The sequence below is a fragment of the Halosolutus sp. YCN4 genome (assembly GCF_059736495.1).
The window spans coordinates 781,467-794,543 of record NZ_JCASSM010000003.1; the positions used below are offsets into that span (position 1 = coordinate 781,467).

The 13,077-nt window shown below is 68.0% G+C and carries 16 protein-coding genes; 8 read left to right on the top strand and 8 right to left on the bottom strand.

Annotated elements, in window-relative coordinates:
- Positions 1-142: 142 nt before the first annotated feature.
- A complete protein-coding gene (locus tag AC6I6X_RS14485) occupies positions 143-481 on the bottom strand; it encodes a cupin domain-containing protein (RefSeq protein ID WP_497931235.1) in 339 nt (112 codons plus the stop codon).
- Positions 482-583: 102 nt separating this feature from the next.
- Between AC6I6X_RS14485 and AC6I6X_RS14490 the strand changes: the two genes are divergently transcribed.
- The gene (locus AC6I6X_RS14490; RefSeq protein WP_497931236.1) at positions 584-1,108 is read left to right on the top strand and encodes a DUF5817 domain-containing protein; all 525 of its coding nucleotides are present in this window, start codon (positions 584-586) and stop codon (positions 1,106-1,108) included.
- 80 nt (positions 1,109-1,188) lie between these two features.
- The gene (locus tag AC6I6X_RS14495; RefSeq protein WP_497931237.1) at positions 1,189-1,545 is read left to right on the top strand and encodes a hypothetical protein; all 357 of its coding nucleotides are present in this window, start codon (positions 1,189-1,191) and stop codon (positions 1,543-1,545) included.
- A gap of 11 nt (positions 1,546-1,556) precedes the next feature.
- On the opposite strand, the gene hmgA is transcribed toward AC6I6X_RS14495, so the two are convergent.
- Both hmgA and AC6I6X_RS14505 read right to left on the bottom strand, forming a co-directional pair.
- Positions 1,557-2,804 (bottom strand): hydroxymethylglutaryl-CoA reductase (NADPH), encoded by a 1,248-nt coding sequence (gene hmgA, locus AC6I6X_RS14500; protein ID WP_497931238.1) that lies wholly within the window; start codon positions 2,802-2,804, stop codon positions 1,557-1,559.
- A gap of 192 nt (positions 2,805-2,996) precedes the next feature.
- On the bottom strand, positions 2,997-3,191 hold the full coding sequence (locus AC6I6X_RS14505) for a hypothetical protein (RefSeq protein WP_497931239.1): 195 nt from the start codon (positions 3,189-3,191) through the stop codon (positions 2,997-2,999).
- 186 nt (positions 3,192-3,377) lie between these two features.
- Between AC6I6X_RS14505 and AC6I6X_RS14510 the strand changes: the two genes are divergently transcribed.
- Positions 3,378-4,976, top strand: a complete 1,599-nt coding sequence (locus tag AC6I6X_RS14510) for an amidohydrolase (protein WP_497931240.1) — start codon at positions 3,378-3,380, stop codon at positions 4,974-4,976.
- A 60-nt stretch (positions 4,977-5,036) separates the two neighbouring features.
- On the top strand, positions 5,037-5,348 hold the full coding sequence (locus AC6I6X_RS14515) for a DUF7091 family protein (protein ID WP_497931241.1): 312 nt from the start codon (positions 5,037-5,039) through the stop codon (positions 5,346-5,348).
- 216 nt (positions 5,349-5,564) lie between these two features.
- Here AC6I6X_RS14515 and AC6I6X_RS14520 read toward each other — a convergent pair whose 3' ends face one another.
- The 4 genes from AC6I6X_RS14520 to AC6I6X_RS14535 are packed head-to-tail and all read right to left on the bottom strand — an operon-like array spanning position 5,565 to position 8,581.
- A complete protein-coding gene (locus AC6I6X_RS14520; RefSeq protein WP_497931242.1) occupies positions 5,565-5,795 on the bottom strand; it encodes a CbaC protein in 231 nt (76 codons plus the stop codon).
- Positions 5,795-7,582, bottom strand: a complete 1,788-nt coding sequence (locus AC6I6X_RS14525; RefSeq protein ID WP_497931243.1) for a b(o/a)3-type cytochrome-c oxidase subunit 1 — start codon at positions 7,580-7,582, stop codon at positions 5,795-5,797. Before AC6I6X_RS14525 ends, AC6I6X_RS14520 begins: the two co-directional genes overlap by 1 nt.
- On the bottom strand, positions 7,575-8,378 hold the full coding sequence (locus AC6I6X_RS14530; protein ID WP_497931244.1) for a cytochrome c oxidase subunit II: 804 nt from the start codon (positions 8,376-8,378) through the stop codon (positions 7,575-7,577). The genes AC6I6X_RS14525 and AC6I6X_RS14530 overlap by 8 nt, the downstream gene beginning before the upstream one ends.
- Positions 8,375-8,581, bottom strand: a complete 207-nt coding sequence (locus tag AC6I6X_RS14535) for a hypothetical protein (protein ID WP_497931245.1) — start codon at positions 8,579-8,581, stop codon at positions 8,375-8,377. Before AC6I6X_RS14535 ends, AC6I6X_RS14530 begins: the two co-directional genes overlap by 4 nt.
- Before the next feature lie 99 nt (positions 8,582-8,680).
- On the opposite strand from AC6I6X_RS14535, the gene AC6I6X_RS14540 reads away from it, so the two are divergent.
- From AC6I6X_RS14540 to AC6I6X_RS14550, 3 genes are read left to right on the top strand one after another with little or no spacing between them, the layout of a single operon-like run.
- On the top strand, positions 8,681-8,887 hold the full coding sequence (locus AC6I6X_RS14540; protein ID WP_497931246.1) for a DUF8131 family protein: 207 nt from the start codon (positions 8,681-8,683) through the stop codon (positions 8,885-8,887).
- Positions 8,888-8,893: 6 nt separating this feature from the next.
- A complete protein-coding gene (locus AC6I6X_RS14545) occupies positions 8,894-9,742 on the top strand; it encodes a sulfite exporter TauE/SafE family protein (protein WP_497931247.1) in 849 nt (282 codons plus the stop codon).
- Positions 9,743-9,758: 16 nt separating this feature from the next.
- Positions 9,759-12,284, top strand: coding sequence for a heavy metal translocating P-type ATPase (locus AC6I6X_RS14550; RefSeq protein ID WP_497931248.1), 2,526 nt, complete (start codon positions 9,759-9,761; stop codon positions 12,282-12,284).
- 26 nt (positions 12,285-12,310) lie between these two features.
- Here the strand turns inward: AC6I6X_RS14550 and AC6I6X_RS14555 are convergent, their stop codons facing one another.
- Entirely contained in the window at positions 12,311-12,544 is a 234-nt protein-coding gene (locus tag AC6I6X_RS14555) for a CDGSH iron-sulfur domain-containing protein (RefSeq protein WP_497931249.1), read from the bottom strand.
- Between the two features lie 142 nt (positions 12,545-12,686).
- Here AC6I6X_RS14555 and AC6I6X_RS14560 point away from each other — a divergent pair, with 142 nt between their 5' ends.
- Positions 12,687-12,980 carry a DUF7521 family protein gene (locus AC6I6X_RS14560; RefSeq protein ID WP_497931299.1) on the top strand — a complete coding sequence of 98 codons (294 nt, stop codon included), beginning with the start codon at positions 12,687-12,689 and terminating at the stop codon, positions 12,978-12,980.
- Positions 12,981-13,077: the final 97 nt, after the last annotated feature.

Here is a 13,077-nt window from a genome sequence, read left to right on the forward strand (position 1 = left end):
CTGTACACCCGATCGCGCGATGGCTGTACGATCGATGTGTGAGCAGTTTCATACGGATTGCTGTACCGATGTACCGGCGCAACCGCCGCCCGGATCGCGGTTGCGCCAGAAATGACTTACAGTAAACCGTATCAGTAGCGACCTACTCCTGCCAGCTCGGGTTCTCGCGCGGCGGGCTGAAGATGTCGACGCCACGGACCGTCTCGTCGCCCCGATTCTCGGCCGCGTGGGGCTGTTCGCCCGGGATCGCGTAGGCGTCACCGGGTTCGCAGACGATTTCCTCGCCGTCCGTGACGAAGACCAGTTCGCCCTCGTAGATGAACCCCGTCTGCTCGTGGGGGTGGCTGTGCTCTTCGACGGTCGCGTCGGGTTCGATCTCGAAGTGCTGGACGTTCATCGAGTCGGTGCCCGCCATCAGTGCCAGGTGGACGCCGTCGGCGGCTTCCGACGGATCGAGGTCGTCCAGGGAAACGTGTTCCATACGTCCAGTGAGTGACCGGCGACCCTAATAGTTCCATCCGCCGGCGACCACTTCCGCCGCGCTTGCCGAAGGTTGAACTACGATCCGGCCGGACCTCGATCCATGTACGCCGTCGTCGGCTGTAGCGAGTGCTCGCACCTCTGGCTCATCGAGGGCCGATCGGAGACGACGCAGTGTCCCCGCTGTGGATCTCGGAAAGCCTACGAGAAACGCAAGAAGTTCGTCGAGACCGACGACGCCGACCACGCCAGGGACGTGCGAGCCTCGATGCTGGCGAACCGGCAGGGAGAGGGCGAGACGTTCGCCGAACTGGACTCCTTCGCCGACCTCGAAGACGACGTCGCGGACGGCGTCGTCGACGACGACGAGTACCTCGCGAGATCGGGTCTCGACGTCGACGAGGTCGAAGATGCGGGTGAGCGGGACCCGCGCGGGCCGACCCGGAGCGGGAGCAAGAAGGAAATCGTCGAAGCGGCGCTCTCGGACCTCGATCGCCCGACGGAAGCGGAGATCGTCGACTACGCGGGCGATCGCGGCGTCTCCGCGGAGTACGTCAGGAACGCCCTCGAGAAACTCGTGAGAGGCGGCGAGGTGAGCGAGAGCCGCGGCCGATACCGTCGCCTGTAGCCCCGCCGCGGCGTCGAAGACGTGTCGGTCCCCGAGCGATCGAACGGCAGCGCTTTGACTCGGCGCAGAAAGGTGGCTCCATGGACGACACGATCGACGCGCAGGCGACGACGATCGGCGTCGGGACGGTCGTGGCCGTCGCCGCCCTCGTCTACGGCACGTTCGTCAGCCGGACGCTACTCGGGGTCGAGACGACGGCACTGGCGACGGGAACCGTCGCGCTGACCGCCCTCGCGATCGCCGCCCTCCACGGCGCCTACGGTCGGCGGGATCTCGCCGGTGCGTATGCCCTCGCAGGTGTCGGACTCCTCCTCGTCGCGGTCGCCGTCAGCGGCCGGCAGGTCGCGGGCGGCTTGCTCCTGCTCGTCGCCGGCGGATCGTACGTCACGGTCGTGACGGTCCGTGCCCGCCGCGAGGGACGCGACGCGCCGAGCTAGCAGTGCGACGATTACCGCCCGAGATCCTCGTGTGCGCTCGCGAGGTGATTCGACGCGAGCGCGGCCAGCAGGGAGAGTTCCCCGGCCAGTGCGCCGACGGCGATGATCTCGGCGAGCGCGTCGGCGTTCGAGCCCGGGGGATCGCCGCCCCCGCGGAGCCCCAGCACGTCGAGGGCCTCCGACTGGGTGGGGAGTTTCGTCCCGCCGCCCACGGTCCCGACCTCGAGCGAGGCCAGCGAGACGCTGGCGTAGAGGTCGGTCGTCCCGTCCTCGTCAGAACGAGACGACGGGGCCGCCTCGCGGGTGTCCATCGTCGTGATCGCGTTCGCACCCTCGACGACCTGGGCCTCGTCCTGTCCGGTCGCGAGGAAGGCCGCGCCGACCACGTTCGCGGCGTGCGCGTTGAACCCCAGACTGCCCGCCTTGGCGCTCCCGACGAGGTTCTTGCGGGTGTTGGCCTCGACGATCGCCTCGGGCGTGGTGTGGAGTCGGTCCGCGACGACCTCGCCGGGGATCACGACGTCCGCCGTCACGGAGCGGCCCCGTCCCTCGACGGCGTTGATCGCGGCGGGTTTCTTGTCCGAACAGAGGTTGCCCGAGAGCGCGACCAGCGAGGCCGGGGTTTCGTCCGCGACGACCTCGCAGGCCGCCTCGGTCGCGATCGTGGCCATGTTCATCCCCATCGCGTCCTTGGTGTCGTAGGCGAAGCGCAGGTAGACGGAGTCGCCGACGACGTACGGTTCGACGCCGAGCAGTTCGCCGTGGCTCGTGGTGGACTCGGCGGCCGCCCTGAGCGCTCCGGTGTTATCGTCGACCCACTCGACGGTTTCGGCGGCCTCAGCAACGCCGTCGACCCGGAACACCGGTGCGCGGGTCATGCCGTTCTTCGTGACGCGAGCGTCCGCACTCCCGGCCGAGCGGATCACCGAGAGGCCGCGGTTGACCGACGCGAGCAACGCGCCCTCCGTCGTCGCGAGCGGCAGGTAGTGCTCGCCGTCGGCCGCGCCGCCGTCGATCTGGACGGGCCCGACGACGCCCATCGGTACCTGGGCCGCGCCGATCATGTTCTCGATCGCCGACTCCGCGGCCTCGGCGGGGAAGCCGTAGTCGCCGATCGCGTCGAGGTCGGTGTCGGTCTCCCGTTCGACGAACAGCCGTCGAGCCTCGGTTGCGACGTCTGCGTCGGCGTGCGCCTCGAGTTCGTGGATCCGGAGGTCACCCTCGCGGACCCGATCGGCGAGGTCCTGCGGGTCTGTCATGGGTTGGCCAAGACGGTCACGGGTCCTAACAGTTGCTGATCCGTCCCGGGACGGTGGCGGTCGTGATCGAGGTGTGCCTCGACCGCTCGCGACGCCCGGGTGCCGGCGAGGGCTACGTACCGGACGGGTACCGGGGACGCGGTCCGGCGATGGCGAGGACCGCCAGTCGCTCGCTCGACGATACCTGAACGATCACTCGGCGTCCGACGTCGGTGTCGAATCGGAGTCGTCGGCGTCGTCGAGAACGGCGAACGCGGTCGACCCGCAACTGCACCCCTCCTGTCCGATAAGCTTGATCGATCCGTCGGGCCACTGCCGCGCGGCGTAGACCGAGCCACACTCGACACAGGACGCGAGAACTCTGATCACGTCGTCTCTGCTCGCCATTGCGGGATGGTCAACAGTATGTCATCACCCACCATGAATCTATCAATTCCGGGGCCGCCGTGACGATCACCACGTACGAACCGTCCCCGCCACGGGCACGAACGAGACGGGAGTATGGCCTTCCGGTCAAGTGGAGCACGCGGATCGAACCCAACTGTTTTGCTCCTCGCACGCGCGCACTCTCGCATGACCGCGGCTGCGGATCTCCTGCTGACGAACGCGGAGGTGCACACCCTGACGGACCCCGATCGGACCCACGAGGCCGTCGCGATCCGGGACGGCGAAATCGTCCGCGTGGGCGACACGTACGAGATCGCGTTCCTCGAGGGGGTCGAGACCGATCGCATCGACTGCGAGGGACGGGTCGTCCTGCCGGGCTTCATCGACGCCCACACCCACCTCGAGCAACTGGGCCAGCACCTCGTGCACGCGGACCTCTCGGCCGCGGAGAGCCGCTCGGAGAGCCTCGATCTACTGGTCGAGCAGGCGGCAACCGACCCCGATCGGGAGTGGGTCCTCGGGTTCGGCTACGACGAGAGCGAGTGGGACGAGTCCCGCTCCCTCACCCGCGACGACCTCGATCGGGTGAGCGAGGAGCGGCCGGTCGTCGCCATGCGGGTCGACCTGCACACCGCCTCGCTGAACTCGGTTGCGCTCGAGCGGCTCCGGGACGAGATGCCGGCCGCCGACCTCCGGACCGCGGACGGCGAACCGACCGGCGTCGCCGTTGAGGACGCCGCCGAGGCCGTTCGGCGCGAGATCACGGCCGATCGATCCGAGATGCGGGAGGTGCTCACGGCCGCGGCGGACCACGCAGTCTCCCTGGGCGTCACCGGCGTCCACGACAAGGTCCGGGGCTCGACGGCCCCGCGCGTGTATCGGGACCTGGCCGCCGCGGGCGATCTGCCCCTGCGCGTTCGGATCGACTACTGGAGCGACCACCTCGAGGCCCTCGCGGAGGTTGGACTGGCGACAGACACCGAGGGTGGGACTGCGGACGCGCTCGTCCAGACGGGCGCGATCAAGTCCTTCTCCGACGGGAGCATCGGGAGCGAGACGGCGAAGCTGAGCACACCCTACGTCGGGGCCGACGAGGAGGATGACAGCGACGGGACCGCGACGGGCGACGGCGACGCGGACGGCACCCGCGGCCAGTGGGTCGTCGATCCCGAGGCCCTCTCGGCGCTCGTCGACCGGGCCGACGACAGCGACTTCCAGCTTTCCGTGCACGCGATCGGCGACGAGGCGATCGAGGAGACGCTGTCGGCGCTTGAGACCACCGGCAATCCCGCCGAGGCCCGCCACCGGATCGAGCACGCGGAACTGGCGACCGACGACCAGTTCGAACGGATGGCCGAGGCCGGCATCGTGGCGTCGATGCAGCCGAACTTCCACCGCTGGGCGCAGGAAGGCGGCCTCTACGACCAGCGCCTCGGCGTCGAGCGGCGGAAACGGACGAACCGGCTCCAGCGCGCCCTCGACTTGGACGTCCCGCTCGCGTTCGGATCGGACTGCATGCCGCTCGATCCGCTGCTCGGGATCCACCACGCGGTGAACGCGCCCGTCGACGCCCAGCGGCTGTCGGTCAATGAGGCGCTCCGGGCCTACACGTGGGGTGCGGCCTACGCCGGCTTCGACGAGGACCGCCTGGGGACGGTCGAGGCCGGGAACCGGGCCGACCTGGTCGTCCTCGAGGCGTCGCCGTGGGAGCGGCCCGATCGGATCGACGCGATCGACGTGGCGCTGACGCTGGTCGACGGCGACGTCGTCTACGACGACCGGTGACTCGATCGACTCGCGGCGTCGGCGACGGGACTATGTGATCGGCGACCCAACACGATCCCAATGGCGGATCGTCGCCGACTCGAGCGGTTCCTGCGATCGAAACTTCAGGAGGCGGGCGAGCAGTACGAGGAGCTACGCACGTCGACCGACGCACAACTCGACGAGGCGCGAGAGGCCTACCGGGTGGCGAGAAACGCCCGCGAGTTGCCGTCGGACGAGGAGGGACGGACGAAGATCGTCTGTCGGCGCTACGCCGAACGGCGAGCGGCGATGCTGGACGACGAGTACCGGCCGGCCTGTTACGAGGCGGGCCACCCCGACTGCGAGGGGTGTGCGGAGGACGTCCGGGAGGGGCGGATCGAGACCTGGTGAGACGCACCAGGGTTTCGGCGAAAACGACGCGATCGTGCTGGTTTTCTGTCCGCGAGGGACCGATCGCGTGGTCCGGCGGCGCTCGGAGACCCCGCGTTCCGCTGGGAACTGCTGCTGGTGCTCGCGATGGGAATTATGACGTGGCAATCGGCGATTCAGCCAGCAGAACGGACCGGTGAGCGGGGCGGATCCGGCGCGTCGCCCGCGGACGACTGATCAGTCGCCGTTCGTGAGGTCGCGAGCGGGCGCGTCGCCCTCGGCGTTACCGTTCTCGTCTTCGGGCAGGAACGCCCAGACGAGGATCGCGCTCACGATGACGAGGCCGACCAGGGCCGTCTGGCCCACGCTCAGTTGGATATTGACCCAGGCGAGCACCGTCCGGAGTTCGACCAGGAACGGGGCGAGCAGCGCGAGCACGACGAGGAGTCCGCCCTTCGAGATCCGCATTATCGGATCACCCCGGGGAGGGTCGAGTGTACGAGATCACCGGCCGATGCGAGTGCAGTCGCGGCCGAGCGTTCGACCGCCGCCGCGTACAGCGTCAGCGACTCGACGCTGGCCGGGAACGGAGTGATGTCGGGACCGAACAGTCCGCCGCGCTCGATGATGCTCAGCAGCGGGAACGTGTACGCGAAGACCACGAGCACGATCGCGATCGCGGTCCAGAGTTTCAGGTTGTCGAGGACCAGCGGCGAGTCCTCGGGGCCGGAGAGCGTGCCGGCGTACTCGTTCGCCGGGAGGTCGTCGCTCCGGCCGTTGAACGCCGTGCCGATCACGTTCGCGAAGAACAGCACGAGCGAGAGGAACAGCAGGGTGCCGCCGAGCGCGATCTGGGCGTCGAGTTCGCCGACGCTCCCGACGGCGGCGTCGAACGTGACGCCCTCGTACTGGGGTTCGGCGGTCCGGCGCGGCACGCTGAGCAGGCCGGCCCGGTGCATCGCGTTGGACATGAACGTCATCCCGAGGAACCAGATCACGACCTGTGCGAGGCCGACCGATCGGTTCCACAGCGCCTTGCCGGTCACCTGCGGGAGGAACCAGTAGGTGGCGGCCATGAACGTCAGCGCGACGGCGGTACCGACGGTGAGGTGGAAGTGGCCGACGACCCAGAACGTGTTGTGGATGAGGTAGTTGATGTTCATCCCGGCGTTGATCATCCCGGAGAAGCCGGCGGCGGCGAACATCAGGCCGGCGAGCGCCATCCCGGTGAAGACGGGATCGCGCCACGGGAGTGCTTTCAACCAGCCGAGGTAGCCCTCGCCGCCGCGCTGGCGGGCGCCGTGTTCCATGCTGGCGACGACGGTAAACGCCGTCAGCAGGCTCGGCAGGAGGAGGAACATCGTGTTCGTCATCGCGATGAACTTGAACCCTTCAGCGATTCCGGGATCGAGGTACTGGTGGTGGATGCCCGTCGGCACCGACAGCACCAGGAACAGCACGAACACGACGCGGGCCAGCGGGTCGCTGAACAGTTTGCCGCCGGAGACCTTCGGCAGCATGATGTACCACAGCATGTACGCCGGCATCAGCCAGAAGTAGACGACCGGGTGGCCGAAGAACCAGAACAGCGTCCTGGTCAGCAGCGGGTTGACGGTCTCGATCAGGCCGAGCGACCACGGGAGCAAGAACAGCAAGATTGCCGCGGCGACGCCCAGCGTGGCGAGGTACCACATCAGCATCGTCGTCAGCGCCATGAACGTCGGCAGCGGGATCCGCTCGTCGGGGTTCTCCTGCTTCCAGGCCCACCAGGAGCGGAACCAGTCGACGCCCGCGAGCCACGACCCGACGACGAACAGCACGAGGCCGAGGTAGAACATCGGGTGGGCCTGCAACGGCGCGTAGAACGTGAACAGGACCGATGCACTCATATCGATCGCGTCGGTGAAGCCGGCCAGGATCGCAACGCCTGACATCGTTATCCCGATCGCCATCAGCGAGTACCAGCCCCAGCTAAATCGGAGGTCTTCGAGACCCCGATCGAGGCTGGTCGTCACCGCCCAGGTGAAGATCCCGACGAGGAAGAAGATCGTAAACGAAATCACGAGGAAGACGCCGTGGGCCGTGAGGACGGTGTAGTAGTCCACCGAGTCGATGAACCGATAGACGTTGGTCCGGTGGAGCGTCTGGATGATCCCGAACAGTCCCCCGAGCGCCAGCGCGAGGAACGAACTGTAGAACGCCGCACGGATGAGCTTCGCTTCCGCGGGGAAGTCGTCGATGTACGCGTTACTCATCGCCGTCACCTCCGTCACCGTTCTCGGCGTCCGGGTCGACCACGCTCAGGGTCCCGGTTTCCTCGTAGTCGTCGACGGTGACCGTCCAGTCGTGGTCGCCCTCGCCGAGATCGGCCGCGTCGACCGTGAGCGTCACCGTCTCGCTGTCGTCGCCGCCGACCGTCACGTCCTCTTCGAACGTTTCGTTGCCGATTTCGAGCGCGACCGTCGTCTCGAGGTCCTCGAGCTGGCCGTTCTCGACCGTCACCTCGAACTCGGTTTCGTTGCCGGATTCGACTTCGTCCGGCGCTTCGACCGACAGTTCGGTCATGTCGAACTCGTCCTCGGGAACGACGGTGATCTGTCCTTCCATGGTGTGGTGGCCGGAGCCACAGTACTCGTTACAGACGATCCCGTACTCCCCGGCCTCGTCGAACTCGGCCGTCATCGTCGACACCTCGCCGGGAATGACCATCGTGTTGACGTTCGTCCCGACGACGCTGAAGCCGTGGATCACGTCCGGACTCGTCACGTAGAACGTCACCTCGCTTCCGGCCGGGATCTCGATCGGATCGGGCTGGAAGATGAACGTCCGGGCGACGACGTACGCCTCGTACTCGTTCTCGCCGACCTGCTCGACGCGCGGTTCGCTGAAGCGCTCGTCCTCGCTGAGTTCGCTCGGCTCGATCGTCTCCTCGCTGTCGTCGATCATCGCGATACCGAGCCCGACCGAGCCGTAGGTGATCGTCGCGATGAACCCGACGATCAGGAGCAGCGCCGCGACCAGCCAGACTTTCTCGTACGTGTGAATGTTCATAGTCCCCCCATCACCGTTCCGACGACCGTCGGATCGTTTCCGAGGAATTCGACGAAGTACATGAAGAACCACAGGGCGACCAGGATCAGGAAGTACAGCCCGATCAGGACGAGCGTCCCGACCGGATCGTACTCGTCGTGGCCGATCTCACGCGTCTCTTCCGGAGTGCGTACTCCGTCCCGTTCTTCCGTTACCTGACTCATATGCCCGTATTGGGAAAGTCACTCCTTAATCAATGGATCAATTCCCAGCCCGTAGGAACGGGGGTCATTATTATACGCTGGATCTGGTAACGGTCCAGTATGGTACTCGAGGATCTCTCACCGCGGACTGCACTCATCGTCGGCTTGCTGGCGCTCTTGCCGGTCACGTGGTACGGGCTCGGGAGCTCCCTCTCGGCGGGCGTCGTCTCCGGAATCAACGTCCTCATCATCGTCACCGCGCTCTACGTCGCGTTCGAACCCGTCCCCGACGCCCACCACGGTCACGAATCGACCGACGCGTCGTAATTCCACATGACCGGGTACGAGGCGGTCGTTTTCGGAACGCTCGTTGCGACGCACGATCACGCGACGACCGGAACCGCCGAACACGCCGACCTGCTGGTGTTCCTGCTCGTCGGCCTGCTCGCGGGAGCGCACTGTCTCGGGATGTGCGGGCCGCTCGTGACGACCTACGCCGATCGGATGGGCAAAGCCAAGCCCGACGGCGGCCGGACCGGGAGAGCGCACGAGGACACGCTGACCCTGTTCGAGGTCCGCCAGCACGGCCTCTTCAACCTCGGCCGGGCGGCGAGTTACGCGGCCATCGGCGGTCTGTTCGGCCTGCTCGGCGGGCTGGCGTTCACGTCCGCCGACACCGTCGCGGCCGTCGGCGACACCGTCCGGGGGACGATGGGCATCCTCGTCGGGATCGCGATCATCGCCAGCGGCCTCTACTACCTGCGGGGCCAGGCGGGTGTCCCGCACGGCCTGCCCGTCGTCGGCACCGTCTTCGGGTGGCTCTCGGGCCTGCTCGCGAGCCGGGTCGATCGACTCGCCGGGTCGCCCGGCATCGTCGGTCTCGGCGCGGTTCACGGCCTGTTGCCGTGTCCGATCATCTACCCCGCGTACCTCTACGCGTTCGCGCTCGGCGATCCGCTCCGCGGGGCGCTCTCGCTGGCCGTCCTCGGCATCGGTACGATCCCGACGCTGTTCCTGTACGGTACGGTGCTGACCTCGATCGGGACGGCGAACCGGATTCGGCTCCACCGGGGACTCGGCGCGGCCTTCCTCCTGCTTGGCTACCTCCCGCTCCAGCACGGGCTGATGCTCTACGGCATCCACCTCCCGCACCCACCCGTGCCGTTCTACCAGCCGCTGTAACCCCGTTTCCCACCCGATGAGCTACTCGAACGATCGACTCGACGGCGACGCGCTCGCCGACGGCACCGACGCACAGAGTGGCGACGCCGTCGCCGACTCCGAAGCGGCCGCCGACGAGTGTACCCTCTGCTCGTTTCCGACGCCGGCCGACCCCTACACCGCGCCGGACGTAGACGGCGCGTTCTGCTGTCAGGGCTGTCTCGAGGTCCAGCGCACGCTCGGCGCGGTCGACGACGTCTCGGCCGACGCCGTCCGCGATCGGGTCGACGACGAGTCGCCCGACCTGGACGACCTCGAGGGCGAGGACGCCTTCCTCGCCGTCGACGGCATGCACTGTGCGACCTGCGAGGCGTTTCTCGAGACGCGAGCGACGAACGCCGAGGGCGTCCAGGGCGCGGCGGCGAGTTACGCCACGGACACGGTTCGGGTGACGTACGATCCCGACGAGATCGATCCCGCGGACCTCCCCGAGGTCGTCTCCGGCTACGGCTACGACGCCCACGATCGGACCGAGAGCCGCGACGAGGAGCCCCGCGACGCCGCGCTCGTGAAGTTCCTCGTCGGCGGCGGGATGTTCGGGATGATGGTGATGATCTGGTACGCGCTCTTTCTGTACCCGACCTACTTCGGCTACGAGCCGATCGCCGACTTCGGGAGCTACGACGGCTACTACGTGGCCGCGAACATCTGGCTCATGACGTCGTTCGTCCTCTTCTACACCGGCTACCCGATCCTCCGGGGCGCGTACGTGAGCGTCCGGGCCGGCATGCCGAACATGGACCTGCTGATCGCCGTCGCTGCCGTCGGCTCCTACGCCTACAGTACGCTCGCGATGGGGCTCGGCCGGACGGACCTGTACTTCGACGTCAGCGTCGCGATCATCCTCGCGGTCACCGCCGGCAACTACTACGAGGATCGCATCAAACGCAAGGCGACGGGACTCCTCTCGGACCTGACCGAACAGCAGGTCGACGAGGCGCGCCTGGCGAACGGCGAGACCGTCCCGCGCTCGGAAATCGACCCCGGCGATCGGCTCCTCGTCCGACCCGGCGAACGGATCCCGCTCGACGGCGACATCGCCGAGGGGACGGCGGCGATCGACGAATCGCTCGTCACCGGCGAATCGCTCCCGGTCGAGAAAGAACCCGGCGACGCGGTCAGAGGTGGAACCGTCGTCACTGACGCCCCGATCGTCGTCGCGGTCGGCGAGGACGCCGAGAGCACCCTCGATCACCTCGTCTCCCTGCTGTGGTCGATCCAGAGCGCCCGACCCGGCGTCCAACGGCTCGCGGACAAACTCGCGACGATCTTCGTCCCGCTCGTGCTCGCCATCGCGACGGGCGTGACCGCATTCTTGCTCGCCACCGGATCGGCGCCCTCGACTGCACTGCTCGTCGGCCTGACCGTCGTCATCGTCTCCTGTCCGTGCGCGCTCGGACTCGCGACCCCGCTCGCGATCGCCTCGGGCGTCCAGTCGGCCGCGAAGCGCCGGATCGTCGTCGCCGCCGAGTCGATCTTCGAGGACGCCCCCGACGTCGACGTCGTCGTCCTCGACAAGACGGGTACGCTCACGACCGGGTCGATGACCGTCGCGGACGTCCGCATCGACCCCGACGCGGGCGTCGACCCCGACGCGCTCCTCGCCCGAGCCGGTGCGGTCGAAGCCCTTTCCGAGCACCCGATCGGCGCCGCGATCGCCGAGGCGGCCGGGACGACGGAGGGTGACGACGAGGGCGAGGGCGCTGATGGGGCCGCAGGCGGCGACGACGCCGACGCCGATCGGCCGGTGAGCGCGGCCGTCGACACGTTCGAGCGCGACAGTCGCGGCGTCAGCGCGATCGTCGAAGACGGGTCCGGGACCAGCGAGGGCGACCGCGTCGTTGTCGGCCACCCCGACTACCTCCGGGAGCGGGGCCACGTCGTCCCGGAAACGCTCGAACCCGCGATCGAACGCGCGCGATCGAGCGGCGACGTGCCGGTCGTCGTCGGCTGGGACGGGCGCGCCCGCGGCGTGATCGTCGTCGGCGACGCACCCCGCGAGGCGTGGCGCGAGGCCGTCGAGACGCTCTCGGCGGGCCGTGAGATCGTCGTCCTCACGGGCGACGAGGGCGCGGCGGCCGATCGGTTCCGAGACGTCGACGCGGTCGACGAGGTCTTCGCCGGCGTCCCACCGGAAGCGAAGGCGGAGACGGTCCGGCGACTCCGCTCGCGGGGAACCGTCGCGATGGTCGGCGACGGGAGCAACGACGCGCCCGCGCTCGCGGCGGCGGACGTCGGCATCGCGATGGGCAGCGGGACGAAACTCGCGACCGAGGCCGCGGACGCGGTGATCGTCGGCGACGACCTCGGGGCCGTCGCGGAGACGTTCTCGGTCGCCGCCGGCACGCACCGTAGGATCCGACAGAACCTCGCGTGGGCGTTCGCCTACAACGCGATCGCGATTCCGCTGGCGATCACGGGCCTGCTGAACCCGCTGTTCGCCGCCGTCGCGATGGCGGGCAGCAGCGTGATCGTCGTGATGAACTCCTCGCGATCGATCTGACGGGGACGAGCGACCCCGGGCCGCCGTCAGGCCGACTCGTCGTCGGTGACGACGCGATCGACCACCCGCCGCTCGCCGTCCTCGTAGACGTACGTCTCGTCGGCGTCCTCGTCGGCCGTCCGCCGGTGGCTGCCGTCACAGAACGGGAACGAATCGGAGAGTCCGCACTGGCAGACCGCGACGTCGCCTTTCTCGTCGTCGAGATCCTCGGGCGTCAGCTTTCGCGGTCCGGCCGCGTCGAGTTCGACCAGTCGGGTCATGGCCGGTGGTCGGAGCCGCGGAACCGAAAAGCTTCGCCAGGCCGCGAGCAACCAGTACGCGGGCGTCGACCGGTTGGCGGGCGTCACCCGTCGAAACGGCAAACTACTTGGCCCCGGTCTCTCATCTCGAACGTACGAAGAGATGAGCCTGCACGGCAGCGGAATGACGATGGCGATCGCCCTCGCAGTCGTCAAGACGCTCGTGTTGCTCGTCGGCGGCGCGATCACGTTCTTCGCGTACAAGGCCTACCGACGGACGAAACAGCGGGCGCTCGGGATGCTCGCTGTCGGGTTCGGGCTCGTCACCCTGGGGTTCGTTCTCGCAGGCGTGGTGTACGAACTGCTGAACATCTCGCTGTACCTCGGGATCCTGTTCGAGAGTCTCCTGATGCTCGCCGGCTTCCTGGTGATCGCGTACTCGCTGTACGTGACCTGACGGGGTTCCCGCCGTCTCGAACCCCTCGCGCCGATCGAACCGTCCTCGGCCGGCGAGGGGCAAACGATTAGGGAGCGCGGCGTCGGAGAGAGCGTCG

What these genes read in the sequence shown, in the direction of transcription:
- AC6I6X_RS14515 (WP_497931241.1), top strand. Translation starts at nt 5,037, where the DNA reads ATGGCGGATCGTCGCCGACTCGAGCGGTTCCTGCGATCGAAACTTCAG.
- AC6I6X_RS14555 (WP_497931249.1), bottom strand. Translation starts at nt 12,544, where the DNA reads ATGACCCGACTGGTCGAACTCGACGCGGCCGGACCGCGAAAGCTGACG.
- AC6I6X_RS14530 (WP_497931244.1), bottom strand. Translation starts at nt 8,378, where the DNA reads ATGAACATTCACACGTACGAGAAAGTCTGGCTGGTCGCGGCGCTGCTC.
- hmgA (WP_497931238.1), bottom strand. Translation starts at nt 2,804, where the DNA reads ATGACAGACCCGCAGGACCTCGCCGATCGGGTCCGCGAGGGTGACCTC.
- AC6I6X_RS14545 (WP_497931247.1), top strand. Translation starts at nt 8,894, where the DNA reads ATGACCGGGTACGAGGCGGTCGTTTTCGGAACGCTCGTTGCGACGCAC.
- AC6I6X_RS14495 (WP_497931237.1), top strand. Translation starts at nt 1,189, where the DNA reads ATGGACGACACGATCGACGCGCAGGCGACGACGATCGGCGTCGGGACG.
- AC6I6X_RS14540 (WP_497931246.1), top strand. Translation starts at nt 8,681, where the DNA reads ATGGTACTCGAGGATCTCTCACCGCGGACTGCACTCATCGTCGGCTTG.
- AC6I6X_RS14520 (WP_497931242.1), bottom strand. Translation starts at nt 5,795, where the DNA reads ATGCGGATCTCGAAGGGCGGACTCCTCGTCGTGCTCGCGCTGCTCGCC.
- AC6I6X_RS14550 (WP_497931248.1), top strand. Translation starts at nt 9,759, where the DNA reads ATGAGCTACTCGAACGATCGACTCGACGGCGACGCGCTCGCCGACGGC.
- AC6I6X_RS14485 (WP_497931235.1), bottom strand. Translation starts at nt 481, where the DNA reads ATGGAACACGTTTCCCTGGACGACCTCGATCCGTCGGAAGCCGCCGAC.
- AC6I6X_RS14560 (WP_497931299.1), top strand. Translation starts at nt 12,687, where the DNA reads ATGAGCCTGCACGGCAGCGGAATGACGATGGCGATCGCCCTCGCAGTC.
- AC6I6X_RS14510 (WP_497931240.1), top strand. Translation starts at nt 3,378, where the DNA reads ATGACCGCGGCTGCGGATCTCCTGCTGACGAACGCGGAGGTGCACACC.
- AC6I6X_RS14505 (WP_497931239.1), bottom strand. Translation starts at nt 3,191, where the DNA reads ATGGCGAGCAGAGACGACGTGATCAGAGTTCTCGCGTCCTGTGTCGAG.
- AC6I6X_RS14490 (WP_497931236.1), top strand. Translation starts at nt 584, where the DNA reads ATGTACGCCGTCGTCGGCTGTAGCGAGTGCTCGCACCTCTGGCTCATC.
- AC6I6X_RS14535 (WP_497931245.1), bottom strand. Translation starts at nt 8,581, where the DNA reads ATGAGTCAGGTAACGGAAGAACGGGACGGAGTACGCACTCCGGAAGAG.
- AC6I6X_RS14525 (WP_497931243.1), bottom strand. Translation starts at nt 7,582, where the DNA reads ATGAGTAACGCGTACATCGACGACTTCCCCGCGGAAGCGAAGCTCATC.